The following is a 24,197-nucleotide window of genomic DNA, read 5'->3' on the forward strand; positions in this document are numbered from 1 at the left end:
TCCTTGGTCTGTCTGTTCCGGGACGACGAGGTCGGGGCCTGGTGCGGCGGGCCGGGGTTGCCAGCCCGCCACGCGGGGCGGCGGCGTCAGCCGACCGCGCCCTCCATCTGGAGCTCGATCAGGCGGTTGAGCTCCAGGGCGTACTCCATCGGGAGCTCCTTGGCGATCGGCTCGATGAAGCCGCGCACGATCATCGCCATCGCCTCGTCCTCGCTCAGACCGCGGCTCATGAGGTAGAAGAGCTGGTCGTCGCTGATCTTGGAGACGGTCGCCTCGTGCCCCATCGACACGTCGTCCTCGCGGATGTCGACGTAGGGGTAGGTGTCCGAGCGGGAGATGGTGTCGACCAGCAGCGCGTCGCACTTGACCGTGCTCCGGCTGTGGTGCGAGCCCTCCAGCACCTGGACCAGGCCCCGGTACGAGGTGCGGCCGCCGCCCCGGGCGATCGACTTCGACACGATGGTGGAGGAGGTGTGCGGCGCGGCGTGCACCATCTTGGCGCCGGCGTCCTGGTGCTGGCCCTCGCCGGCCATCGCCACCGAGAGCACCTCGCCCTTGGCGTGCTCGCCGGTCATGTAGACCGCCGGGTACTTCATGGTCACCTTGGAGCCGATGTTGCCGTCGACCCACTCCATGGTCGCGCCCTCGTGGCAGACGGCGCGCTTGGTCACCAGGTTGTACACGTTGTTCGACCAGTTCTGGATGGTCGTGTAGCGGCAGCGCGCGTTCTTCTTGACGATGATCTCCACCACCGCGCTGTGCAGCGAGTCGGAGGAGTAGAGCGGCGCGGTGCAGCCCTCGACGTAGTGCACGTACGCGCCCTCGTCGACGATGATCAGCGTGCGCTCGAACTGGCCCATGTTCTCCGTGTTGATCCGGAAGTAGGCCTGCAGCGGGATCTCCACCTGCACGCCCTTCGGCACGTAGATGAACGAGCCACCGGACCACACGGAGGTGTTCAGCGCGGCGAACTTGTTGTCGCCGACCGGGATCACCGTGCCGAAGTACTCCTTGAAGATGTCCTCGTGCTCGCGCAGGGCGGTGTCGGTGTCCAGGAAGATGACACCCTGCTCCTCGAGGTCCTCACGGATCTTGTGGTAGACCACCTCGGACTCGTACTGCGCCGCGACACCGGCGACCAGGCGCTGCTTCTCCGCCTCCGGGATGCCCAGCCGGTCGTAGGTGTTCTTGATGTCCTCGGGCAGGTCCTCCCAGCTGGTGGCCTGCTTCTCGGTGGACCGGACGAAGTACTTGATGTTGTCGAAGTCGATCCCGGTGAGGTCCGCGCCCCAGGCCGGCATCGGCTTGCGACCGAACAGTCGCAGGCCCTTCAGCCGCAGGTCGAGCATCCAGGCCGGCTCGTTCTTCTTCGCCGAGATGTCCCGTACCACCGCCTCGTTGAGACCGCGCTGGGCGACCGCCCCGGCGACGTCGGGGTCGGACCAGCCGTACTCGTAGCGACCCAGGGCGGCGAGCTGCTCTTCCTGGGTCAGGGGCTGGACGATCTGCTCGGTCATCTATCTGTCCTCACAGTGGTGACGGTGTTACCGGACTGGGCACGCGGCTGGGCGGGAATGTGTGTGGTGCACACCCCGTCGCCGTGCGCGATGGTGGCCAGGCGCTGCACGTGGGTGCCGACCAGGCGGGAGATCACCGCGGTCTCGGCCTCGCACAGCTGGGGAAACTCGGCGGCCACGTGCGCCACCGGGCAGTGGTGCTGGCAGAGCTGGCCGCCGGAGGCGATCGTGGACGCGTTGGCAGCGTATCCCTCGGCGGTCAGCGCTCCCGCGAGCGCCTCCGCCCGGGCCATCGGATCGTCGCCGGCGCCCTCCATGGCGGCCCGGCAGCGGGCCTCCAGGGCGGCCACCTGGTCGGCGGCGAACGCCGCGACCGCCTCCGGCCCGCCGTTGCCGGCGATCCAGCGCAGCGCGGCGGTGGCCATGTTGTCGTAGTGGTGGGTGCCGCAGCGGACCCGGGCCGCCTCGGTCAGCAGGAAGACCTTCGCCGGGCGACCGCGCCCGCGGCTGCCGCGCACGGCCTGCTCGCGGGCGACCACGTCACCGTCGGCGAGCATCGCGTCGAGGTGCCGGCGGATCGCGGCCGGGCTGAGCCCCAGCGCCGAGCCGAGCTGGGCGGCGGTGGTCGCCCCCCGCTCCAGCAGCAGCTGGGTGACCCGGTCCCGGGTGGAGAGGTCGGTGGACGCGGCGGTACCGGCGACCGGGGCGGTCGCCGACAGGTGCTCAGGGAGCGCCGACGCGTTTTTCACAACGCCAACGTTACGTAATTCGCCGGAGGCCCGCAAACCCGGCGCCCGGTGATCCCTGACACCGGGCCGGCGGAGTCACCCGATCGTGCTCCACTACGGTGCGTAGGATTCGCTCCGTGAAGCGATCCGTCCGGTTCCCGGTCTCCACCGCTCTGCTGCGCCGCCTCGCGTACGCCTCGATCGTGGCGAACGTGGCCATCGTCGTGACCGGTGGGGCCGTCCGGCTCACCGCCTCCGGGCTCGGCTGCCCGACCTGGCCGCGGTGCACGGACGAGTCGTACCACACCACCGCCGAGATGGGCGTGCACGGGGTGATCGAGTTCGGCAACCGGCTGCTCACCTTCGCCGTCGGCCTCATCGCGCTGGCCACCCTGCTGGCGGTACTGGCGCACCGGCCGCGCCGCAAGGGGCTGCTGGGGCTGGCGGTGGCGGTGTTCCTCGGCATCCCCGCGCAGGCGGTGATCGGCGGGATCACCGTGCTGACCAACCTCAACCCGTGGGTGGTCGGGCTGCACTTCCTCGCCTCGATGGCGGTCATCGCGGCCGCGTACGCGCTCTGGCGGCGGATCAAGGACCCGGACGGCCCGGCGGTCGCCGTGGTGCCCGGCCCGCTGCGCACCCTGGCGGCGCTCACCACGGTGGTCAGCGTCACGGTGCTGGTCGTGGGCACCTGGGTGACCGGCAGCGGCCCGCACGCCGGCGACGGCGGCGCGGCGCGCAACGGCCTCGACCCGGAACAGATCTCGCAGGTGCACGCCGACGCGGTGTTCCTGCTGCTCGGGCTCTCGGTGGCGCTCGTCTTCGCGTTCCGGGCGGTCGGCGCGACCGGCCCGGCCCGGGCCGCCGTGGTGCTGGTCGCGGTGGAGCTGGGTCAGGGCGTGATCGGCTTCGTGCAGTACTTCACCGACCTGCCGGCGCTGCTGGTCGGCGCGCACATGCTCGGCTCCTGCCTGGTGCTGCTGGCCACCCTGTCGGTGCTCTGGTCGACCCGCGAACGCCGCCCGGCCCCCGTCCCGGCCACCACCTCCCCCGAGCAACGCATCCCCGCCACCGCCTGACGGCGCGCACCGCCCCTCTTCCCCTGCCGCCGCCACCGCATACCTTCTCTCGCACGCCAAGCCGCCCAGGCATCGCCACGCCGGCCGCATCCCGCCCAGCCCCACCACGCGCCGAACTCGCCCCGGTCCCACCGGCTCGCGCCGGCGCCCCGTTTGCGGCATGTTGCGGTATCCCAGGTGCCGGACACCCCAACACGCCGCAAACGGAGTCGATCACCAGCAGCACGCCGGGATGAGAAAGAGCGGGTGCGTCCGTCGTCGGTGAGGGACGACGGCCGCACCCGCTGCAGGGTCGGACGGGGGTAGGCGGTCAGGGGTGGCGGCGGGCCAGGTGGGTGAGCACGGCGTCGGCGAGGCGTTCGGCGGCGCCGTCGGCGTAGCCGAGGAAGAGCGACGGCTCGGTCAGCTCCAGCTCCACCAGGACGGGCGCGCCGTCCGGGCCGGGGATCAGGTCCACCCGGGCGTAGAGCAGGCGCTCGGTCCCGCCCGGCACCTCGGCCAGGACCCGCTCCGCGACGGCCAACTGCTCGGCACCGGCGGCGCGGGCGCTGATCTCCTCGGGCTTGTAGAGCCCGTCCACGCCGAGATCCGGGCCGTCCAGCATCGCGCCCTTGCGGATCGCGTGGCTGAACGCCAGCCCCTGCGGGCCGGCCAGGAACAGCAGCGCCGTCTCACCGGCGGTGTCCACGGCATCGAGGTACGGCTGCACCATGGTCAGCCGGCCGGCGTCCGACAGCCGCCGCACGTGCGCGGCGGCCAGCTCGCGGTGCCCCGGGTCGGCCAGGTCGTAGCGGCCGGTGTCCTGGCTGCCGGCGCTGATCGCCGGCTTGATGACGTACTCGCCGGAGTCGGCGGGCGGTCGCCAGGACTCCCCCGGGGCCACCCACGAGGTCGGCACGACCGGCACGCCGGCCGCCGACAACGCGCCCAGGTAGCGCTTGTCGGTGTTCCAGCGGACCACGTCGGCGGGGTTGACCAGGGCCGGCACGCTCTGCGCCCAGGCGACGAACTCGTCGCGGCGCAGCGCGTAGTCCCAGGGTGAGCGGAGCACGACCAGGTCGTACCCGGCCCAGTCGACCCTCGGGTCGTCCCAGACGGCCACGTCGGCGGTGACGCCACGGGCGGCGAGCGGGGCGAGTACGAGTCGGTCGTCCGGGTCGAGGTCGGCGAGCCGGTCACAGGTGACGAGAGCGACCCGGGGTTCCCCCCGGGTCGACTGGTGGTGGTTGGTCAATTTATGTCAACGGGCCATCGTGCGCCGGGCCATCGACCGCCAGAGGTCGTTGCTCGGACGCATCTGGTCCATCAGTTCACGCTCCCAGGCGTTCTCGACGGTGACTCCCGCCTTGGCGCACGCCTGCCGCGCGACGACGGTGTCGTCCGCGAACTGGTCGGCCCACGCGCCGTCCTCGCCGACGAGGACGATCCGTGCGCCACGCTTGCCGACGTACTCGATGACCGCCTTGGCGCCACCGTGGCCGGCGGCGAACGACTTGATGCCCGAGACCAGCCCGTTGGGGGCGTTCTCGGCGGTCTGCTCAGCCGTCAGCGTCGTATCGGAACCATCTGCCATGACGCGAAGCCTAAGCAGACATGCCCCCGTACGTGCGAGAAGGATGAACTATTTGTGATGCCAATTACCCACGGGTTTAAGGAAGACCACAGGTGAATCGCCCGTACTTGTCGGATAAATGAAGGCGAATCGGGCGGACCAGATCGCCCCGATGAGTCCGAGTTGAGTCGATGGGACTCAGACGGAAAACCGACTCTGGAAATTCATCGTCCGGACCGTGCCGGACCGGCCCGGAGGGCCGCCCGACGGCGGTCAGACCAGCGCGTCGAGGGCGACGGCGGCGAAGAGGATGGTCAGGTACGTCGTCGACCAGTGGAACAGCCGCATCGGCTTGACGGCCTCGCCCCGGACCACCCGGCGGCAGAGCCGGTGCGCCTCGACCACGAAGATCCCGCCCACCACCAGGGTCGGCACGCCGTAGATCGGGCTCATCCCCATCGGCCAAAGCGCCAGCGAGAGCAGCACGGTGATCCAGGCGAAGGTCAGGATCTCGGCGTTGACCCGGCGGGCCGAGGCCACCACCGGCAGCATCGGGATGCCCGCCCGGGCGTAGTCGTCCTTGTACTTCATCGCCAGGGGGTAGAAGTGCGGCATCTGCCAGAAGAAGACCACGCCGAAGAGCACCCAGGCCTGCGGCGCCAGCGAGCCGGTCACCGCCGCCCAGCCGATCAGCACCGGGGCCGCCCCGCAGGCGCCGCCCCAGAAGGTGTTCGTCGGGGTGGTGCGCTTGAGCCAGAGCGTGTAGACGACGTCGTAGTAGACGATCGCCGCCAGGGTCAGCCCGGCCGCCAGCAGGTTGGTGAAGGCCGCCATCAGGACCACCGACACCGCCGCCAGCACCAGGCCGAAGACGAGCGCGTTGCGCGGCGAGACGGTGTGCGCCGGCAGCGGGCGGCGCTTCGTACGCCGCATCAGCTGGTCGATGTCCCGGTCGATGTAGCAGTTGATCACGCTGGCCGCGCCGGCCGCGAGCGAGCCGCCGACCAGCACCACGGCCACCAGCCAGAGCGAGGGCAGGCCCCCGTCGGCGAGCATCATCGCCGGCACCGTGGTGACCAGCAGCAGCTCGACGATGCGGGGCTTGGTCAGCGCGACGTACGCGGCGACGACCGCCCGAACGTCGCGGCGGGCCGGCTCCGCGACCACCGTGCGCACCGGCGGCTGCCCGGCAGAGTTGCTGACGGGGCGCTCGGTGATCATGCTCACGGATTGCCACCTTCCGGCATCGGCAGGGGTGATCAGGTCGGCGGGACCGGGAAGGGTCCACACACCGACCCACAGACTACGCGTCGTCGTTTTGGCTGCCCGGGCGACCCGACAACGGTGCGGGCCGTCACACCGAGTCCCCTGAACGACCAGACGGGTCCGACCCGTACCCAACAGGGTGGAGTGATCCCCGGGCGGACGTTTAGGGCCGCTCGATAGGGTCATCAGTGAGGGTTCCGCCCATCTGCCGAGGAGCACAACCATCGTGCCTGCCAACCGACCCGAGCACCCCGCACTCAACTGGACCGACCTCGACCGCCGGGCCGTCGACACCGTCCGCGTGCTGGCCATGGACGCCGTGGAGAAATCCGGCAACGGCCACCCGGGCACCGCGATGAGCCTGGCGCCCGCGGCGTACCTGCTCTTCAACCGGGTGATGCGCCACAACCCGGCCGACCCGAACTGGCCCGGTCGGGACCGGTTCGTCCTCTCCGCCGGGCACTCCAGCCTGACCCTCTACATCCAGCTCTTCCTCTCCGGCTACCCCCTCGCGCTGGAGGACCTGAAGTCCCTGCGGCAGTGGGGCTCGCTCACCCCCGGCCACCCGGAGCACGGGCACACCCCCGGCGTGGAGACCACCACCGGCCCGCTCGGCCAGGGCCTGGGCAACGCGGTCGGCATGGCGATGGCCGCCCGCCGCGAGCGGGGCCTGTTCGACCCGGAGAGCGAGCCGGGCGGCTCGGTCTTCGACCACGACATCTGGTGCATCGCCTCCGACGGCGACATCGAGGAGGGCATCAGCCACGAGGCCAGCGCGCTCGCCGGGCACCAGCAGCTGGGCAACCTCACGGTGATCTACGACGACAACGAGATCTCCATCGAGGACGACACCCGGATCGCCAAGAGCGAGGACGTGGCGGCCCGCTACGAGGCGTACGGCTGGCACGTGCAGACCGTCGACTGGCGGACCGGCGACGCCGACCAGGGCGACTACCACGAGGACGTGGCGGCGCTGCACCAGGCGCTGCTGGCCGCCAAGGCGGAGACCGGACGTCCCTCCTTCATCGCGCTGCGCACCATCATCGGCTGGCCCGCGCCCAACAAGAAGAACACCGGCAAGATCCACGGCTCGGCGCTCGGCGCCGACGAGGTGGCCGCCACCAAGCAGCTGCTCGGCTTCGACCCGGCGCAGAGCTTCGAGGTCGACGAAAAGGTGCTCGGCCACGCCCGCCAGGTGATGAGCCGCGGCGAGGCCGCCCAGCGGGAGTGGACCACCGCGTTCGACGCCTGGTCGCAGGCCAACCCCGAGCGCAAGGCGCTCTGGGAGCGGATGGCCGGCCGGGTGCTGCCGCAGGGCTGGACCGAGGCCCTGCCGACCTTCCCCGCCGACGCCAAGGGCGTGGCCACCCGGGCCGCCTCCGGCAAGGTGCTGGAGGCGCTCGCCCCGGTGCTGCCGGAGCTCTGGGGCGGCTCGGCCGACCTGGCGGAGAGCAACAACACCACCATGAAGGGCGAGCCGTCGTTCATCCCGGCCACCCACGCCACCAAGGACTTCCCGGGCCACGAGTACGGCCGCACGCTGCACTTCGGCATCCGTGAGCACGCCATGGGAGCGATCCTCAACGGCATCGCCCTGCACGGCGGCACCCGCCCGTACGGCGGCACCTTCCTGGTGTTCAGCGACTACATGCGCCCTTCGGTGCGGCTGGCGGCGCTGATGAAGCTGCCGGTGGTCTACGTCTGGACGCACGACTCGATCGGCCTGGGCGAGGACGGCCCGACCCACCAGCCGGTGGAGCACCTGACCGCGCTGCGGGCCATCCCCGGCCTGGACGTGGTCCGCCCGGCGGACGCCAACGAGACCGCCTGGGCCTGGCGGCAGGCGCTGGAGCACACCGACCGGCCGACCGCGCTGGCGCTGAGCCGTCAGGCGCTGCCGACGCTGGACCGGGAGACGCTGGGCAGCGCCGAGGGCGTGGCCAAGGGCGGCTACGTGCTGGCCGAGGCGTCCACCGGCAAGCCGCAGGTGATCATCGTCGGCACCGGCTCCGAGGTGCAGCTCTGCCTCACCGCCCGGGAGCGGCTGGAGGCCGACGGCACCCCCACCCGGGTCGTCTCGATGCCCTGCCAGGAGTGGTTCTACGAGCAGGACGAGGCGTACCGGGAGTCGGTGCTGCCGCGCGGGGTAAAGGCACGGGTGAGCGTGGAGGCAGGCATCGCCATGTCCTGGCGTGGGATCGTCGGCGAGTGCGGCGAGACCGTGAGCCTGGAGCACTACGGCGCGAGCGCCCCGCACACCGTGCTCTTCGAGCAGTTCGGGTTCACCCCCGACCGGATCGTGGCCGCCGCGCACGCGGCGCTGACCCGGGTGGGCGACATCACCGGTTTCACGACCGGCAACTGAGGGGAGCGTGGACGGCATGACTGACAGGCTGGGTGAGCTCAGCGCCGCGGGTGTGGCGATCTGGCTCGACGACCTTTCCCGGACCCGACTGAGCTCCGGCGGGCTGGACCAGCTGCGCCGAGAGAAGCACCTGGTCGGGGTGACCTCCAACCCGACCATCTTCGCCAAGGCGCTGAGCGACGCGGACGAGTACAACTGGCAACTGAAGGACCTCGCCATCCGTGGGGTGGACGTCGAGGAGTCCGTCCGCATGCTCACCACGTACGACGTGCGGTGGGCCTGTGACGTGATGCGCCCGGCGTACGACGCGAGCGCGGGTGTCGACGGCCGGGTTTCCATCGAGGTGGATCCGCGGCTGGCCCACGAGACGGAGAAGACGGTCGCCGAGGCCGGGGCGCTGTGGTGGCTGATCGACCGGCCCAACCTCTTCATCAAGATCCCGGCCACCGAGGCGGGACTGCCGGCGATCACCGCGACCCTCGCCCAGGGGATCAGCGTGAACGTGACGCTGATCTTCGGTCTGGACCGCTACTCGCAGGTCATGGAGGCGTTCCTCGCCGGTCTGGAGCAGGCGAAGGCGAACGGCCACGACCTGTCCAAGATCGGCTCGGTGGCGTCGTTCTTCGTCTCCCGCGTCGACACCGAGGTCGACAAGCGGCTGGAGAAGATCGGCTCCGACGAGGCCAAGGCGCTGCGCGGCAAGGCGGCCGTCGCCAACGCCCGGCTGGCGTACGAGCGCTACGGCAAGGTCTTCTCCTCCGACCGCTGGCAGGCCCTGGCCGACGCGGGCGCCCACCCGCAGCGGCCGCTGTGGGCGTCCACCTCGACGAAGAACCCGGACTACCGGGACGTCATCTACGTCGAGGAGCTGATCGCCCCCGGCACGGTCAACACCATGCCGGAATCGGTCATCCACGCCTACGCCGACCACGGCGAGACCCGGGGCGACACCATCACCGGGGCGTACGACGAGGCCCGCAAGGTCTTCACCGACCTGGAGTCGGTGGGCGTCGACATGTCCGACGTGATCGCCACCCTGGAGCGGGAGGGCGTGGAGAAGTTCGAGGCCAGCTGGCTGGAGCTGCTCGACGGGGTGCGTAAGTCCCTCACCGCCGCCGCCAAGGGCACCGGCGCCCCGAACAAGGCCGCCAAGGACAACGCGCAGGCCGCCGAGCAGGCCGGGGGCAACGCGTGACGGAATGCGTCGGACGCGTCGCGGGGCCCCGCCCCGCGACGCTCCACGCCGCCATCCACCCCGGGTGGCGACATGGGTGACCTGCTGGCCGGCCCGGCGGACGTCGCCGCCGGGCTGGCCGTGCACGGCGCGGACGCGGTCGACAGGTCCGCGCCCGCGTCCGTGCGGGACGCGCTGGCCGGCCGGGACGTCCCGGCCCGGCTGGCCGCCGGGGACCCCGGACTCTGGGGGCCGGCCGTCGAGGAGGAGGCGACGACCCACCTCGGCTGGCTGGACAGCCACCGCCGCAGCCGGGAGCTACTCCCCCAGCTCGCCGAGCTGGCGGCGGAGTTGGAGGACCTTGACCACGTGGTGCTCGCCGGGATGGGCGGTTCCTCGCTCGCCGCCGAGACCATCACGCGCACCCTGGGCCGGCCGTTGACCGTGCTCGACACCACCGACCCGGGCCGGGTCCGGGCGGCGTTGGCCGACCGGCTGGAGCGCACGGTCGTCGTGGTGGCCAGCAAGTCCGGCACGACGGTGGAGACCGACAGCCACCGCCGGGCGTACTGGCAGGCGTTCCTGGACGCCGGGATGACCGAGGCCGAGGCGGCCCGGCACTTCGTGGTGGTCACCGACCCGGGCTCCCCGCTGGAGGCCACCGCCGACGAGATGGGCGTGGTGGTGCTGCCGGCCGACCCGCAGGTGGGCGGGCGGTACTCGGCGCTGACCGCGTTCGGCCTGGTCCCCGCCGCGCTGGCCGGGGTGGAGGTGACCGAGCTGCTGGACGACGCCGAGGCGGTGTCGGCCGCGCTGGGCGGGGACCGGGACAATCCGGGCCTGGCGCTCGGCGCGGCGCTCGCCGCGGCGGCCACCACCGGCCGGGACAAGGTCGCCCTGGTCCCCGACGGCACCGGCCTGGACGGCCTGGGTGACTGGATCGAGCAGCTGCTCGCCGAGTCGACCGGCAAGGCCGGGCTCGGCGTCCTGCCCGTGGTGGTGGAGTCCCCGCAGGCGCCGGGGGCCACCGGACCGGACGTGCTGACCGTCAGCCACGGCGGCGCGCTGACCGCGGGGGACGTCCCCGGCGGCGGCTGCGAACCCGACCTGGCGGTGAACGGGCCCCTCGGGGCCCAGTTCCTGACCTGGGAGTACGCGACCGCGGTCGCGGCGGTGGTGCTCGGCGTCGACCCGTTCGACCAGCCGGACGTCGCCGCGAGCAAGGACAACACCCGGCGGATCCTGGAATCCGGACCGCCGGCGCAGGCGCCCTCGTCCACCGAGGGCGCGATCGAGGTGTACGCCCCGCCGGGCACGCCCGCCGACCTCACCGGCGCGCTGCGCCACCTGCTGGACGGCGTGGGCGACGCGGGCTACCTCGCCGTCACGGCGTACCTGGACCGGGTGGACGACGCGGCGGCGGCGCGGCTGCGGCCGCTGCTGGCGCAGGCCGCCGGGCGGCCGGTCACCTTCGGCTGGGGCCCCCGCTACCTGCACTCCACGGGGCAGTACCACAAGGGCGGCCCGCCGGTCGGCAGCTACCTTCAGCTCACCGGCGCGGTGCACGTTGATCTCCCGGTACCGGGTCGGCCGTACTCCTTCGGAGAGCTGCAGGCGGCGCAGGCCGCCGGCGACCGGCAGGCGCTGGCCGACGGGGGCCGGCCCGTGCTACGCCTGCACCTGACCGACAGGTCGGCGGGCCTGGCCCAGCTGCTGGATGCGATCGAACGATGGCGGGCGTGAGATGAGCGACATGGACCAGACGGAGCGAGGAGGCGGCGTGAACCCGCTGCGCGACGCGCAGGACCGGCGACTGCCCCGGATCCCGGAGCCCTGCGCTCTGGTGATCTTCGGAGTCACCGGTGACCTGGCGCGCAAGAAGTTGCTGCCAGCGGTCTACGACCTGGCCAACCGGGGGCTGCTGCCGCCCGGGTTCGTGGTGCTGGGCTTCGCCCGGCGGGACTGGGGCGACGGCGACTTCGAGTCGCTGGCCCACGACGCGGCCAAGAAGCACGCCCGTACCCCCTGGCGGGAGGAGGTCTGGTCGCGGCTCGCCGGCAACATCAAGTTCGTCGGTGGCTCGTTCGACGACGACTCCGCCTTCGACCACCTCGCCGCCACCCTCGACGAGCTGCGGGACAGCCACGGCATCCACGGCAACGCCGCGTTCTACTTCTCCATCCCCCCGGCGGCCTTCCCGGTGGTGCTCAAGCAACTGGCCCGCACCGGGATGGCCGACAACGCCAAGTCCGGTGGCTGGCGCCGGGTGGTGGTGGAGAAGCCGTTCGGCAACGACCTGCCGTCGGCCAAGGAGCTCAACGACCTGGTCGACGACGTCTTCACCCGCCAGGACGTCTTCCGGATCGACCACTACCTCGGCAAGGAGACGGTCCAGAACATCCTCGCCCTGCGGTTCGCCAACAACCTGTTCGAGCCGCTGTGGAACTCCAAGTACGTCGACTCGGTGCAGATCACCATGGCCGAGGACGTCGGCATCGGCACCCGGGCCGGCTTCTACGACTCCGTCGGCACCGCCCGGGACGTGCTCCAGAACCACCTCCTCCAGCTGCTCGCCCTGGTGGCGATGGAGGAGCCGACCAGCTTCGACGCCGACGAGATCCGGACCGAGAAGCTGAAGGTGCTCAAGGCGATCACCCTGCCCGAGGACATCTCCCAGGGCACCGTGCGCGGGCAGTACCTGCCCGGCTGGGTCGGCGGCGAGCGGGCGCTCGGCTACCTGGAGGAGGAGGGCGTCCCGGAGGACTCGACCACCGAGACGTACGTCGCCGTGGAGCTGGGCATCCAGAACCGCCGCTGGGCGGGGGTGCCGTTCTACATCCGGGCCGGCAAGCGGCTGCCCCGCCGGGTCACCGAGGTGGCGGTCGTGTTCAAGAAGGCGCCGCACCTGCCGTTCAACGCGGCCGACATGGAGTCGCTCGGCCCCAACCAGCTCGTCATCCGGGTGCAGCCGGACGAGGGCGTGGTGCTGAAGTTCGGCTCCAAGGTGCCGGGCACGACCATGGAGGTCCGGGACATCGCGATGGACTTCCAGTACGGCGAGGCGTTCACGGAGTCCAGCCCCGAGGCGTACGAGCGGCTGGTGCTGGACGTGCTGATCGGCGACCGGACGCTCTTCCCGGACGCCGCCGAGGTGGAGCAGAGCTGGCAGGTGGTGGACCCGCTGGAGCACGCCTGGGCGGGCACGAAGCCGGAGCCGTACCGGGCCGGCGAGTGGGGGCCCCGGGCGGCCGACGAGATGCTGGCGCGCGGGGGCCGCGCCTGGCGGCGGGCATGAGCGCGCGGATGATCGGACACAGCGGCGTGCGCGGGCACAGCCAGCGGACCGGGAGGCTCCAGTGATCGGCCTGTGGGACACCACCGGGAACGAGGTGGTCAAGGCGCTCGCCGCCGAGCGGCGCAGCGCGGGCGGGGTGGCCAGCGGCATGGCGCTGACCCTCATCGTGGTGGTGGACGAGAAGCGGGTCCGCGAGGCGGAGGCGGCGGCGACCATCGCCGCGGCGGCCCACCCGTGCCGGCTGCTGGTGGTCGTGCGCACCGACGTGGAACGGGAGCGCAACCGGCTGGACGCGGAGATCGTCGTCGGCGGGCGGCTCGGCCCGTGCGAGGCGGTGGTGACCCGGATGTACGGCCGGCTGGCCCTGCACGCGGAGTCCGTGGTGATGCCGCTGCTGGTGCCGGACGTCCCGGTGGTGACCTGGTGGCACGCCGACCCGCCGGCGGAGATCGCCACCGACTTCCTCGGCGTGGTCGCCGACCGGCGGATCACCGACGCCGCCCAGGCGGTCGACCCGATCGAGGCGCTGCGCCAGCGGGCCCACGACTACGCCCCCGGCGACACCGACCTGGCGTGGACCCGGATCACCCCGTGGCGCACCCTGGTCGCCGGGGCGTTCGACACCACCGAGGCCCGGGTCACCGAGGCGACGGTGGTCGCGCCGCGCACCGACCCGACCGCGGCGCTGATGCGCGGCTGGCTGGCGGCCCGGCTCGGCATCGACCCGGTGTGGGAGCACACCGACGAGTACCCGCGCATGCGCGAGGTGCAGCTGCGCTGCGCCAACGGCGACGAGCTGACGCTGACCCGCGACGACAACATGGCGGTGTTCCGCCGGACCGGTCAGGAGGACCGGGCCCTGCCGCTGGTGCGCCGCCCGCTCGGCGACGAGCTGGCCGAGGAGCTGCGCCGGCTCGACGCCGACCAGGTGTACGCCGAGGCGCTGGGCGCGGCGGCCGGCATCTCCGGCCTGGACCAGCAGCCCGCCGGGCGGGTGCACGTCTGGAAGGACCCGGCGACCGCGCAGCGGGCCGAGGCCGGGGTCACCGCCCACGCCGGCACCAGCGCGACCCCCTGACCGCTGTCCCCGGGGGGCCGACACGGTTCCCCGAGGCGCGGGAGGGGGCGACGGACGGGCCGACCGGCCCCCGGGCACGACGAACACGGACCGCGCGTGCGCGGTCGGGAGACGAAGGCACAACATGAGTGAGGCGAGTGTCGCCGTACACGCCGATGCCGACCTGCTGGCGCAGGCGGTGGCGGCCCGGCTGGTGGTGAAGCTGCTCGACGCGCAGGCGGACCGGGGTCAGGCGTCGGTGGTGCTGACCGGGGGGCGGATCGCCGCCGCGGTGTACCGGGCGGTGGCCGCGCTGCCGGCCCGGGACGCGGTCGACTGGGCGCGGGTGGACGTCTGGTGGGGCGACGAGCGGTTCCTGCCCGCCGGCGACCCGGAGCGCAACGAGACGCAGGCCCGGGCGGCGCTGCTGGACTCCGTGCCGCTGGACCCGGCCCGGGTGCACCCCATGCCGGCCTCCGACGGCCCGCTGGGCGCCGACCCGGAGGCCGGGGCCGCCGCGTACGCCGAGGAGCTGGCCCGGGCCGCGCGGCCCGGCCACGCCGCGCTGCCCCACTTCGACGTGCTGATGCTCGGCGTCGGCGAGGACGGGCACGTGGCGTCGGTCTTCCCCGAGCACCCGGTGCACTACGACAACCGGCCGGTCAGCGCGGTGCGAGGCAGCCCGAAGCCGCCGCCGCTGCGGACCACGCTCACCCTGCCGGCGATCAACACCGCCGAGGAGGTCTGGCTGGTGGCCAGCGGCGCCGACAAGGCCCGGGCGGTCGGCATGGCGCTGGCCGGGGCGGGCCCGGTGCAACTGCCGGCGGCCGGCGCGCGGGGCGTGTCGCGTACCCTCTGGCTGCTGGACCGGTCGGCGGCGGCCGACGTGCCACCCCGGTCGCGCAGCCTGCGCTGAGCCATCACGACGATGAGCCCCGGCCCCCGGTGGGGGTCGGGGCTCCGGCGTGTCACTCCCGGCCGCGACGGCGGCGCAGCGCGGCGAGGGCCTCGGCCAGGATGGCCGCCCCCTCCTCCTCGCTGCGCCGCTCCTTCACGTACGCCAGGTGGGTCTTGTAGGGCTCGGGACGGGTGCGGCCGGGCGGGTTCTCCGCGTCCCGGCCGGCGGGCAAGCCGCAGCGGGGACAGTCCCAGAGCGAGGGTGCCTCGGCGTCCACCGCCATCCTGATCTCGGTGGCGTGCCCGTTGCGGCACCAGTAGGTCACCGGCTGGCGGGGTGCGGGCTCGTAGCGCTCGGCGGGGCGTTCCGGGGCGGACCCGATGCGTGAGCCACGGATGACGTTGCCACTGGGCACGGCTGCTCGCTCCTGTCGTCGGAGGGACCGCCGCCCGGGAGGGGGCGGGCGGCGGCGAGGCGGTGCACAAGGAACTGCGCGCGGTCCGTGACGGACCGCGCGCAGATTGTACGCCGAGACTCCGACGGGCTCAGGCCCCGGTGTTGAGCTGGAGCTTGAGCCAGAGGCCGAGCCCCACGATGCAGGCGAACCAGACGATGCTCACCAGGACGGTGTAGCGGTCGAGGTTCTTCTCGGCCACCGACGAGCCGGCCAGGCTGGAGCTGACGCCGCCGCCGAACATGCTCGACAGCCCGCCGCCCTTACCCCGGTGCAGCAGGATCAGCATGGTGAGCAGAACGCTCGTGATGACCAGCAACACGATCAACGTGTATGCGAACCAGATCGGCATGGCTGGGGTCAGTCCTCTCGTTACGATCCTCGCCCGGACAGATCGGGCACGGTGGCACCGACCGGTGGACGGGCGGCCTCAAGGATAGCGAGCGATCAGCGGGCGGTGTGCTCCGGGAACCGGCAGATCTTCGCGAACTCCTCGGCGTCCAGGCTGGCACCGCCCACCAGGGCCCCGTCCACGTCCGGCTGGGCCATGATCGCGGCCACGTTCGAGGACTTGACCGACCCGCCGTAGAGGATCCGGACCTGGTCCGCCGTGCCCTGGTCGAAGGTCTCGACCAGCCGCTTGCGCACCTCGCCGCAGACCTCCTGGGCGTCCTCCGGCGTCGCCGTCTTGCCGGTGCCGATCGCCCAGACCGGCTCGTACGCCACGACGACCTTGGCCACCTGCTCGGCGGTGAGCCCGCGCAGGGCGCCGTCGAGCTGGTCGCAGCAGTGCGGCACGTGCCGCAACTGCTCCCGGATCTCCAGGCCCTCGCCGATGCAGAGGATCGGGGTGAGCCCGTTGGCCAGCGCCGCCGCCACCTTGGCGTTGACGATCGCGTCGTCCTCGTAGTGGTAGGCGCGCCGCTCGGAGTGCCCCACCACCACGTACGTGCAGCCCAGCTTGGCCAGCATCGGCCCGGCGACGTCCCCGGTGTAGGCGCCCGACTGGTACGGCGACAGGTCCTGCGCGCCGTAGCCGATCAGCAGCTTGTCGCCGTCCACCGCGGTCTGCACGGTGCGCAGGTCGGTGAAGGGCGGCAGGACCACCGTCTCGACCTCGGTGAGCTGCTTCTCGGTGAGGCTCGCGGCCAGCTTCTGCACCAGCAGGTTGGCCTCGAGGTGGTTCAGGTTCATCTTCCAGTTGCCGGCCATCAGCGGCCGGCGGGTGACGCTCGCCATCACTTCTCCAGGGCCGCGATGCCGGGGAGGGTCTTGCCCTCCAGGTATTCCAGGGAGGCGCCACCGCCGGTGGAGATGTGATCGAAACCGGACTCGTCCAACCCAAGCGAGCGCACTGCCGCGGCGGAGTCACCGCCACCGACCACGCTGAACGCGTCGGCCTTGGTGATCGCCTCGGCCACCCCGCGGGTGCCGGCGGCGAACGGCGCCATCTCGAACACGCCCATCGGGCCGTTCCAGAAGATGGTCTTCGCCTGGGACAGCGCGGCGGCGAAGCCGGCCACCGTCTCCGGGCCGATGTCCAGCCCGAGCCGGTGGCTCGGGATGCCGTCGGCGCGCACCGTGTCGTGCGCGGCGTCCGGGGCGAAGGCGTCCGCGGCCACCACGTCGACCGGGAGCAGGATCTTGCCGCCGGAACGCTCCAGGAGGTTGCGGCAGGTCTCGACCATCTCCTCCTCGAGCAGCGAGGTGCCCACCTCGTGGCCCTGGGCCTTGAGGAAGGTGAAGCACATCCCGCCGCCGATGAGCAGCCGGTCCACCGTCGGCAGCAGCGCCTCGATGACCGCCAGCTTGTCGGAGACCTTGGAGCCGCCGAGCACCACGACGTACGGGCGCTCCGGCTGACCGGTCAGCTTGGAGAGCACCTCCACCTCGCGCAGCACCAGCCGGCCCGCGACGTGCGGCAGCCGGGCGGGTACGTCGTACACGCTGGCGTGCTTGCGGTGCACCGCGCCGAACGCGTCGTCGACGTACGCGTCGCCGAACGCGGCGAGCTGGTCGGCGAACGCGCCCCGCTCGGCGTCGTCCTTGCTGGTCTCCCCCTTGTTGAACCGGAGGTTCTCCAGCAGGGCGACCTGGCCGTCGGCCAGCGCGTCCACCGTGGAGCGAGCCGAATCGCCGACGGTGTCCTCGGCGAAGTGCACCGGCGCGTCGAGCAGCTCGCCGAGGCGACCGGCGACCGGGCGGAGGCTGAACTGCGGGTCCGGCGCGCCCTTCGGGCGGCCCAGGTGCGAGCAGACGACCACCTTGGCGCCGGCGGAGACCAGCGCGCTCAGGGTCGGCAGGACCGCGCGGATGCGGCCGTCGTCGGTGATCTCACCGGTCTGCTTGTCGAGCGGGACGTTCAGGTCGGCGCGCACCAGCACGCGCCGACCCGACACCCCCTCGGCGAGCAGGTCGTCGAGGTTGCGGATGCTCACAGCGAGGAACCCACCAGCTTGACCAGGTCCACGAGGCGGTTGGAGTAGCCCCACTCGTTGTCGTACCAGCCGACGACCTTGACCTGGTTGCCGACGACCTTGGTCAGCGGCGCGTCGAAGATGCAGGACGCCGGGTCGGTGACGATGTCCGAGGAGACGATCGGGTCCTCGTTGTAGACCAGGATGCCCTTGAGCGGGCCGTCGGCGGCGGCCTTCATCGCGGCGTTGACCTCGTCCACCGTGGTCTCCCGGCCGACGTTGACGGTCAGGTCGGTGGTGGAGCCGGTCGGGATCGGCACCCGCAGCGCGTAGCCGTCCAGCTTGCCCTTCAGCTCTGGCAGCACCAGGCCGATCGCCTTGGCGGCGCCGGTCGAGGTCGGGACGATGTTCAGCGCGGCGGCCCGGGCCCGACGCAGGTCCTTGTGCGGCGCGTCCTGCAGGTTCTGGTCCTGCGTGTACGCGTGGATGGTGGTCATCAGACCGTGCTGGACGCCGAACGTGTCGTGCAGGACCTTCGCCATCGGGGCGAGGCAGTTGGTGGTGCAGGACGCGTTGGAGATGATGGTGTGCTTGGCCGGGTCGTACTGGTCCTGGTTGACGCCCATCACCACCGTGACGTCCTCGTTCTTCGCCGGCGCGGAGATGATGACCTTCTTGGCCCCGCCGTCGATGTGCGCCTTGGCCTTGGTGGCGTCGGTGAAGAAGCCGGTGGACTCGATGACCACGTCCGCGCCGACCTCGCCCCACGGCAGCTTCGCCGGGTCCTTCTCGGCGTACGCCTTGATGGTCCTGCCGCCCACGGTGATCTCGTCGGCGGTCGCCTTCACCTCGTGCGGGAGGCGGCCCAGGATGCTGTCGTACTTGACAAGGTGGGCGAGCGTCGCGTTGTCGGTCAGGTCGTTGACCGCCACAACCTCGATGTCAGCGCCGGACGCCAGCACTGCCCGGAAGAAGTTACGGCCGATCCGGCCGAAGCCGTTGATGCCAACCCGGATGGTCACAGGTCCCATCTCCTCGCGTTCTGGTCCGCCGGCGTCAGACCCGGGCCGGCGGAGGTGTGTGCGCCGACCGTTGGAGCCGGCCGTTGACGGTTCATCTCGGCCACCCCGCCGCGGTCCGTGAAGACCTGACCGCCCGAGGCGGTGAGCACGGCGAGAGTGCCTGTGCCGGCCCCCTTGCCGTACGCAGCGACCTTATCCGAGCGTGCGGCGTCACGCTGCGGCGGGTGGTGATCCCGCTCGCATCGTGGAGCCCCACCGTCCTATCAGACCACGAGCATGTCGGGCGTGACGGCCGCTTCCGTATCCGGGATGCCCAGGTCGCGGGCCCGCTTGTCGGCCAGGGCCAGCAACCGGCGGATCCGGCCGGCGATGGCGTCCTTGGTCAGCGGCGGGTCGGCCAGCGCACCCAGCTCCTCCAGCGAGGCCTGCCGGTGCTCCAGGCGCAGCCGCCCGGCGGAGGTCAAATGGTTCGGCGCGTCCTCGGCCAGGATCTCCAGCGCCCGGGTCACCCGGGCGGCGGCGGCCACCGCGGCGCGGGCCGAGCGGCGCAGGTTGGCGTCGTCGAAGTTGGCCAGCCGGTTGGCGGTGGCCCGGACCTCGCGGCGCACCCGGCGCTCCTCCCAGGCCAGCACGCTGGAGTGCGCCCCGATCCGGGTGAGCAGCGCGGCGATCGCGTCACCGTCCTTGACCACCACCCGGTCCACCCCGCGCACCTCGCGGTTCTTGGCGGTGATGCCGATCCGGCGAGCCGCGCCGACCAGGGCCAGCGCGGACTCCGGCCCCGGGCAGGTGATCTCCAGCGCGCTGGAGCGGCCCGGCTCGGTCAGCGAGCCGTGCGCCATGAACGCGCCCCGCCAGGCGGACACCGCGCAGCAGACGTTGGCCGCCACCACGTGCGGCGGCAGGCCACGCACCGGACGGCCGCGCACGTCGAGCAGGCCGGTCTGCCGGGCCAGCGCCTCGCCGTCCTTGACCACCCGGACGATGAAGTGGCTGCCCTTGCGCAACCCGCCGGAGGCGAGCACGTGGATCTCGCTCGGATAGCCGTACACCTCGGCGATCTCCCGGCGCAGCCGCCGGGCCACCGCCCCGGTGTCCAGCTCGGCCTCCACCACCACGCGGCCGGAGACGATGTGCAGCCCGCCGGCGAAGCGCAGCAGCGCGGCCATCTCCGCCCGCCGGCAGCAGGGCTTGGGCACGTCGACCCGACTCAGCTCGTCCTTGACCGCAGCCGTCATCGCCATTCTGCGCCCCTCCACGGACCGGTACCGGCGTGTCGCCGGTGATTACGTACGTGCTTAACGATCGGCGCCCAGGACAGGCACCAATGCGGCGCCCAGGGCGGCCGGATCATGACGGGGAGAGCCGTCGGTGACGGCGACAGGGGCGAGGACCAGCCGGGCACCCAGCGATTCTGCCGCACGTCCGGCCGGTTCGGGATCACCCACCGCCTTCGAATCGGCCAGCACGAAGTCCACGGTGAGCTGCGGAAGGTACGAGTGCAGGGCGGCCAGGTGGTCGGCCACGGAGAGGCCGAGGGTCTCCTTTTCGGCCGCCAGGTTGAGAGTGACCAGCCGTCGGGCCCGGCTCGCGACGATCGCGGCGGCCAGCCCGGGCACCAGCAGGTGCGGCAGCACGCTGGTGTACCAGCTGCCCGGCCCGAAGATCAGCCAGTCGGCCTCGCCCACCGCGGCGACCGCCTCGGCGCACGCGTCCGGCGCGGTCGGGGTGAGCCGCAGCGACTCCACCCGGCCGGTGGTCACGGCCACCTGGTGCTGGCCGCGCACCGTGCGTACCTCGTCGGGGCGCGCCGGGTCCGCGCCGCGCACCCGCGCCTCGATGCCCACCGGCTGGCGGGACATCGGCAGCACCCGGCCCACCGCGCCGAGCATCGCCCCGGCGTGCTCCAGCGCGGCCACCGGGTCGCCGAGCTGCTCCATCAGGCCGCAGAGCACCAGGTTGCCCACGGCGTGCCCGGCCAGGCCGTCGCCCGAGTCACCGGCGAAGCGGTGCTGGAAGAGCCCGGCGCTGCGCCGGGTGGCGGGGTGGTCGCCGGCCAGCGCGACGAGGGCCTGCCGCAGGTCGCCCGGGGGCAGCCCGCCGCGCTCGGCGCGCAGCCGGCCGCTGGAGCCGCCGTCGTCGCCGACGGTGACCACGGCGGTGATGTCCAGGTCGAGGTCGCCGGCGCAGTGGCGCAGCGCGCGCAGCGAGGCGGAGAGCCCGTGCCCCCCGCCGAAGGCGACCACCTTCGCCGCCGTCATTCCCGCCCCAGGTCCCGGTGCTGAGCGTTGGCGGCCAGATCCGACTGGCGCAGCCGGCCGGCCAGTTCCTCCGCGATGGCCACGCTGCGGTGCTTGCCACCGGTGCAGCCGACCGCCACGGTCAGGTAGCGCTTGCCCTCCCGCTCGAAGCCCGCGGTGGTGGCGTTGACCAGGTCGGCGTACGCGGCGACGAACGCGTCCGCACCCTCCTGGCCCAGCACGTACGCGCTGACCGCCTCCTCCCGCCCGGTGTGCTCGCGCAGCTCCGGCACCCAGTACGGGTTGGGCAGGAACCGGGCGTCGAGCACGAAGTCGGCGTCGGGCGGCAGGCCGTACTTGAAGCCGAAGGAGATCACGGTGACCCGCAGCCGGCGGGCGTCCTCGCCGCCGAAGAGCTCCTCGATACGCCGCCGCAGCTGGTTGACGTTGAGGTGGCTGGTGTCGATGATCACGTCGGCCTGGTCGCGGGCCTCCTCCAGCAGGCCGCGCTCCACGGCGATGCCGTCGGCCAGCCGCCCCTCGCCCTGCAAGGGGTGCGAGCGCCGGACGCTCTCGAACCGGCGGATCAGCACCTCGTCGTCGGCGTCGACGAAGACCACCCGCGGTGAGAAGCCCCGGTCCCGCAGCTCGCGGATCGCCCCGGCGAGATCGGTGGAGAAGGCGCGCGAGCGCACGTCGAGCACCATCGCGGTACGCCGGGCCGCGCCGCCGGCCTTGACCGCCAGCTCGGCCATGTCCAGCATCAGCGCCTGGGGCAGGTTGTCCACCACGTAGTAGCCGACGTTCTCCAGCGCCCGGGCGACCGTGCTCCGGCCGCCACCGGACAGCCCGGTGACCACCACCAGCGTGGTGTCCGCCTCCGCCGTCGCCGCGCCGCCGTCCGGGGCGTACCCGTCGGTCGTCCGCACCTCGCTCACCCACTACCCCCCAGCCGTGCCGCGTCCGGTTCGTCCCGGACACGCATGGTCGATCAGCGACTCTATCCCGCCGGGCGGCGTCGATCGGTTCCCGCCCGTCCGACCGGTGCCGGTGTCGGCACGGCGGCCTTTTCAGGAAGCGGCGACGGCGGAGCCGGTATTCCCGCGCGGGTCGGCGTCGGCGGGTTGTCGGCGTCGGCTCGTAGACTCCGCGGATGACCTCCCCCACCGACCTGCGCACCGAGGACGCGCTGCGGGTGCTCCGCCGGGTCTTCGGCTACGACGCCTTCCGCGGCTTCCAGCGGGAGGTCATCGACCACGTGGTGGCCGGCGGCGACGCGCTGGTGCTGATGCCCACCGGCGGCGGCAAGTCGCTGTGCTACCAGATCCCCGCCCTGGTCCGCGAGGGCGTCGCGGTGGTCGTCTCCCCGCTGATCGCGCTGATGCAGGACCAGGTCGACGCGCTGACCGCCGTCGGCGTCCGGGCCGGGTTCCTCAACTCGACCCAGGACCTGGAGGCCCGCCGCCAGGTGGAGAAGGCCTTCCTCGCCGGCGAGCTGGACCTGCTCTACCTCGCCCCGGAGGCGCTCGGCTCCCGGGCCACCCTCGGCCTGCTCGACCGGGGCCGGATCGCCCTGTTCGCCATCGACGAGGCGCACTGCGTCTCACAGTGGGGGCACGACTTCCGCCCCGACTACCTGGCCCTGTCGATGCTGCACGAGCGGTGGCCGACGGTGCCCCGAATCGCGCTCACCGCCACCGCGACCAGCGCCACCCGCGCCGAGATCGCCAGCCGGCTCAAGCTGACCGACGCCCGGCACTTCGTGGCCAGCTTCGACCGGCCCAACATCCAGTACCGGATCGTGCCGAAGAAGGAGCCGCGCAAGCAGCTGCTCGCCCTGCTGCGCGACGAGCACCCCGGCGACGCCGGCATCGTCTACTGCCTGTCCCGGGCGTCGGTGGAGAAGACCGCCGAGTTCCTGGTCGCCAACGGGGTCGCCGCGCTGCCGTATCACGCCGGCCTGGACGCGGCCACCCGCGCCGCCAACCAGCAGCGTTTCCTGCGCGAGGACGGCCTGGTGATGGTGGCGACGATCGCGTTCGGGATGGGCATCGACAAGCCCGACGTCCGGTTCGTCGCCCACCTCGACCTGCCGAAGTCGGTGGAGGGCTACTACCAGGAGACCGGCCGCGCCGGGCGGGACGGCCTGCCGTCCACCGCCTGGCTGGCGTACGGCCTCCAGGACGTGGTGCAGCAGCGCAAGATGATCGAGACGTCGGAGGGCGATCTCGCGCACCGGCGCAACCTCGCCACCCACCTCGACGCGATGCTGGCCCTCTGCGAGACCGTCCGCTGCCGCCGGGTGCAGTTGCTCGAATACTTCGGCCAGAGCGGGGCGGCCGGCTGCGGCAACTGCGACACCTGCCTCACCCCGCCGGAGACCTGGGACGGCACGGTGCCGGCGCAGAAGCTGCTCTCCACCGTCTTCCGGCTGGACCGGGAGCGCAACCAGCGCTTCGGCGCCGGGCACTGCGTCGACATCCTGCTCGGCAAGCAGACCGACAAGATCACCCAGTACGGCCACGACTCGCTGAGCACCTTCGGCATCGGCACCGAACTGCGGGAGGCCGAGTGGCGCGGGGTGGTCCGGCAACTGCTCGCCGAGGGGCTGCTCGCCGTCGAGGGCGACTACGGCACCCTGGCGCTGACCGAGGCCAGCGCGGAGGTGCTGGGCCGCCGCCGCACGGTGACCATGCGCCGGGAGCCGGAGCGGCCGGCGTCCGGCCGGTCCGCGAAGCCCCGGGGCGCGGCCACCGTCGTCGCCGACCTCACCCCGGAGGCGGCCTCGGTCTTCGAGCGGCTGCGCGCCTGGCGGGCCGCCACCGCCAAGGAGCAGGGCGTGCCGGCGTACGTGATCTTCCACGACGCCACGCTGCGACAGATCGCCACCGAGGCGCCCACCTCGCTGGCCGGGCTCTCCCAGATCAACGGCGTCGGCGAGAACAAGCTGGCCAAGTACGGCGAGGGCATCCTCGCCGTACTCGCGGAGGGCTGACCCCCGGGTACGACGAAAGGGCCGGCCCCGGGTGGGGCCGGCCCTTGTCGGTGGTGCTGGTGTCAGGCGGTGGCGGAGTAGCCGCGGGTGGCGATCCAGTCGGCGAGGTTGTCGACGCTCATCCGGTAGGAGGCCTGG

Annotated in this window: 21 protein-coding genes; 8 read left to right on the forward strand and 13 right to left on the reverse strand. The window is 72.5% G+C overall.

The window, feature by feature from the left end:
• Positions 1 to 86: 86 nt before the first annotated feature.
• Both sufB and ACTMS9_RS29770 read right to left on the reverse strand, forming a co-directional pair.
• Entirely contained in the window at positions 87 to 1,517 is a 1,431-nt protein-coding gene (sufB, locus tag ACTMS9_RS29765) for a Fe-S cluster assembly protein SufB (protein WP_210776277.1), read from the reverse strand.
• Complete coding sequence (locus ACTMS9_RS29770) at positions 1,514 to 2,236, reverse strand: helix-turn-helix transcriptional regulator (protein ID WP_346539861.1); 723 nt, start codon at positions 2,234 to 2,236, stop codon at positions 1,514 to 1,516. Before ACTMS9_RS29770 ends, sufB begins: the two co-directional genes overlap by 4 nt.
• Positions 2,237 to 2,364: 128 nt before the next feature.
• Between ACTMS9_RS29770 and ACTMS9_RS29775 the strand changes: the two genes are divergently transcribed.
• Positions 2,365 to 3,324 (forward strand): COX15/CtaA family protein, encoded by a 960-nt coding sequence (locus ACTMS9_RS29775; RefSeq protein WP_441149486.1) that lies wholly within the window; start codon positions 2,365 to 2,367, stop codon positions 3,322 to 3,324.
• 310 nt (positions 3,325 to 3,634) lie between these two features.
• Here the strand turns inward: ACTMS9_RS29775 and ACTMS9_RS29780 are convergent, their stop codons facing one another.
• The 3 genes from ACTMS9_RS29780 to ACTMS9_RS29790 form a co-directional block, all read right to left on the reverse strand.
• Positions 3,635 to 4,558, reverse strand: coding sequence for an ATP-grasp domain-containing protein (locus tag ACTMS9_RS29780; RefSeq protein WP_441149487.1), 924 nt, complete (start codon positions 4,556 to 4,558; stop codon positions 3,635 to 3,637).
• Between the two features lie 6 nt (positions 4,559 to 4,564).
• The gene (locus ACTMS9_RS29785; protein ID WP_210779747.1) at positions 4,565 to 4,897 is read right to left on the reverse strand and encodes a hypothetical protein; all 333 of its coding nucleotides are present in this window, start codon (positions 4,895 to 4,897) and stop codon (positions 4,565 to 4,567) included.
• Positions 4,898 to 5,149: 252 nt separating this feature from the next.
• Positions 5,150 to 6,103, reverse strand: coding sequence for a heme o synthase (locus ACTMS9_RS29790; RefSeq protein WP_441149488.1), 954 nt, complete (start codon positions 6,101 to 6,103; stop codon positions 5,150 to 5,152).
• A gap of 265 nt (positions 6,104 to 6,368) precedes the next feature.
• Here ACTMS9_RS29790 and tkt point away from each other — a divergent pair, with 265 nt between their 5' ends.
• The 6 genes from tkt (at position 6,369) to pgl (ending at position 14,949) form a co-directional block, all read left to right on the forward strand.
• A complete protein-coding gene (gene tkt, locus ACTMS9_RS29795; RefSeq protein ID WP_441149489.1) occupies positions 6,369 to 8,507 on the forward strand; it encodes a transketolase in 2,139 nt (712 codons plus the stop codon).
• Between the two features lie 16 nt (positions 8,508 to 8,523).
• On the forward strand, positions 8,524 to 9,702 hold the full coding sequence (gene tal, locus ACTMS9_RS29800; RefSeq protein WP_441149490.1) for a transaldolase: 1,179 nt from the start codon (positions 8,524 to 8,526) through the stop codon (positions 9,700 to 9,702).
• Between the two features lie 72 nt (positions 9,703 to 9,774).
• A complete protein-coding gene (locus tag ACTMS9_RS29805; protein ID WP_441166563.1) occupies positions 9,775 to 11,424 on the forward strand; it encodes a glucose-6-phosphate isomerase in 1,650 nt (549 codons plus the stop codon).
• 10 nt (positions 11,425 to 11,434) lie between these two features.
• Positions 11,435 to 12,976, forward strand: a complete 1,542-nt coding sequence (gene zwf, locus ACTMS9_RS29810; RefSeq protein ID WP_441149492.1) for a glucose-6-phosphate dehydrogenase — start codon at positions 11,435 to 11,437, stop codon at positions 12,974 to 12,976.
• Between the two features lie 61 nt (positions 12,977 to 13,037).
• The gene (locus ACTMS9_RS29815) at positions 13,038 to 14,054 is read left to right on the forward strand and encodes a glucose-6-phosphate dehydrogenase assembly protein OpcA (protein WP_334574529.1); all 1,017 of its coding nucleotides are present in this window, start codon (positions 13,038 to 13,040) and stop codon (positions 14,052 to 14,054) included.
• 124 nt (positions 14,055 to 14,178) lie between these two features.
• Positions 14,179 to 14,949, forward strand: a complete 771-nt coding sequence (pgl, locus tag ACTMS9_RS29820; RefSeq protein ID WP_280840720.1) for a 6-phosphogluconolactonase — start codon at positions 14,179 to 14,181, stop codon at positions 14,947 to 14,949.
• A gap of 52 nt (positions 14,950 to 15,001) precedes the next feature.
• Here pgl and ACTMS9_RS29825 read toward each other — a convergent pair whose 3' ends face one another.
• The 8 genes from ACTMS9_RS29825 to rapZ form a co-directional block, all read right to left on the reverse strand.
• Complete coding sequence (locus ACTMS9_RS29825; protein ID WP_441149493.1) at positions 15,002 to 15,346, reverse strand: RNA polymerase-binding protein RbpA; 345 nt, start codon at positions 15,344 to 15,346, stop codon at positions 15,002 to 15,004.
• A gap of 130 nt (positions 15,347 to 15,476) precedes the next feature.
• The gene (gene secG, locus ACTMS9_RS29830) at positions 15,477 to 15,737 is read right to left on the reverse strand and encodes a preprotein translocase subunit SecG (RefSeq protein ID WP_441149494.1); all 261 of its coding nucleotides are present in this window, start codon (positions 15,735 to 15,737) and stop codon (positions 15,477 to 15,479) included.
• 95 nt (positions 15,738 to 15,832) lie between these two features.
• Positions 15,833 to 16,624, reverse strand: coding sequence for a triose-phosphate isomerase (gene tpiA / locus ACTMS9_RS29835; RefSeq protein ID WP_154943656.1), 792 nt, complete (start codon positions 16,622 to 16,624; stop codon positions 15,833 to 15,835).
• Positions 16,624 to 17,823, reverse strand: a complete 1,200-nt coding sequence (locus tag ACTMS9_RS29840) for a phosphoglycerate kinase (protein WP_088961242.1) — start codon at positions 17,821 to 17,823, stop codon at positions 16,624 to 16,626. The genes tpiA and ACTMS9_RS29840 overlap by 1 nt, the downstream gene beginning before the upstream one ends.
• Positions 17,820 to 18,824: a type I glyceraldehyde-3-phosphate dehydrogenase gene (gene gap, locus ACTMS9_RS29845; RefSeq protein ID WP_441149495.1), complete on the reverse strand. Its 1,005-nt coding sequence runs from the start codon at positions 18,822 to 18,824 to the stop codon at positions 17,820 to 17,822. Before gap ends, ACTMS9_RS29840 begins: the two co-directional genes overlap by 4 nt.
• A gap of 263 nt (positions 18,825 to 19,087) precedes the next feature.
• Complete coding sequence (whiA, locus tag ACTMS9_RS29850) at positions 19,088 to 20,068, reverse strand: DNA-binding protein WhiA (protein WP_088999356.1); 981 nt, start codon at positions 20,066 to 20,068, stop codon at positions 19,088 to 19,090.
• 54 nt (positions 20,069 to 20,122) lie between these two features.
• Positions 20,123 to 21,085: a gluconeogenesis factor YvcK family protein gene (locus ACTMS9_RS29855; protein WP_154943662.1), complete on the reverse strand. Its 963-nt coding sequence runs from the start codon at positions 21,083 to 21,085 to the stop codon at positions 20,123 to 20,125.
• Positions 21,082 to 22,002, reverse strand: coding sequence for an RNase adapter RapZ (gene rapZ, locus ACTMS9_RS29860; protein ID WP_407940578.1), 921 nt, complete (start codon positions 22,000 to 22,002; stop codon positions 21,082 to 21,084). The genes ACTMS9_RS29855 and rapZ overlap by 4 nt, the downstream gene beginning before the upstream one ends.
• A gap of 215 nt (positions 22,003 to 22,217) precedes the next feature.
• On the opposite strand from rapZ, the gene recQ reads away from it, so the two are divergent.
• Positions 22,218 to 24,059: a DNA helicase RecQ gene (gene recQ / locus ACTMS9_RS29865; protein WP_441166564.1), complete on the forward strand. Its 1,842-nt coding sequence runs from the start codon at positions 22,218 to 22,220 to the stop codon at positions 24,057 to 24,059.
• Positions 24,060 to 24,197 lie beyond the last annotated feature (138 nt).

The sequence above is a fragment of the Micromonospora sp. L31 genome (assembly GCF_052068075.1).
In the GTDB taxonomy this organism is placed as follows: domain Bacteria; phylum Actinomycetota; class Actinomycetes; order Mycobacteriales; family Micromonosporaceae; genus Micromonospora; species Micromonospora purpureochromogenes.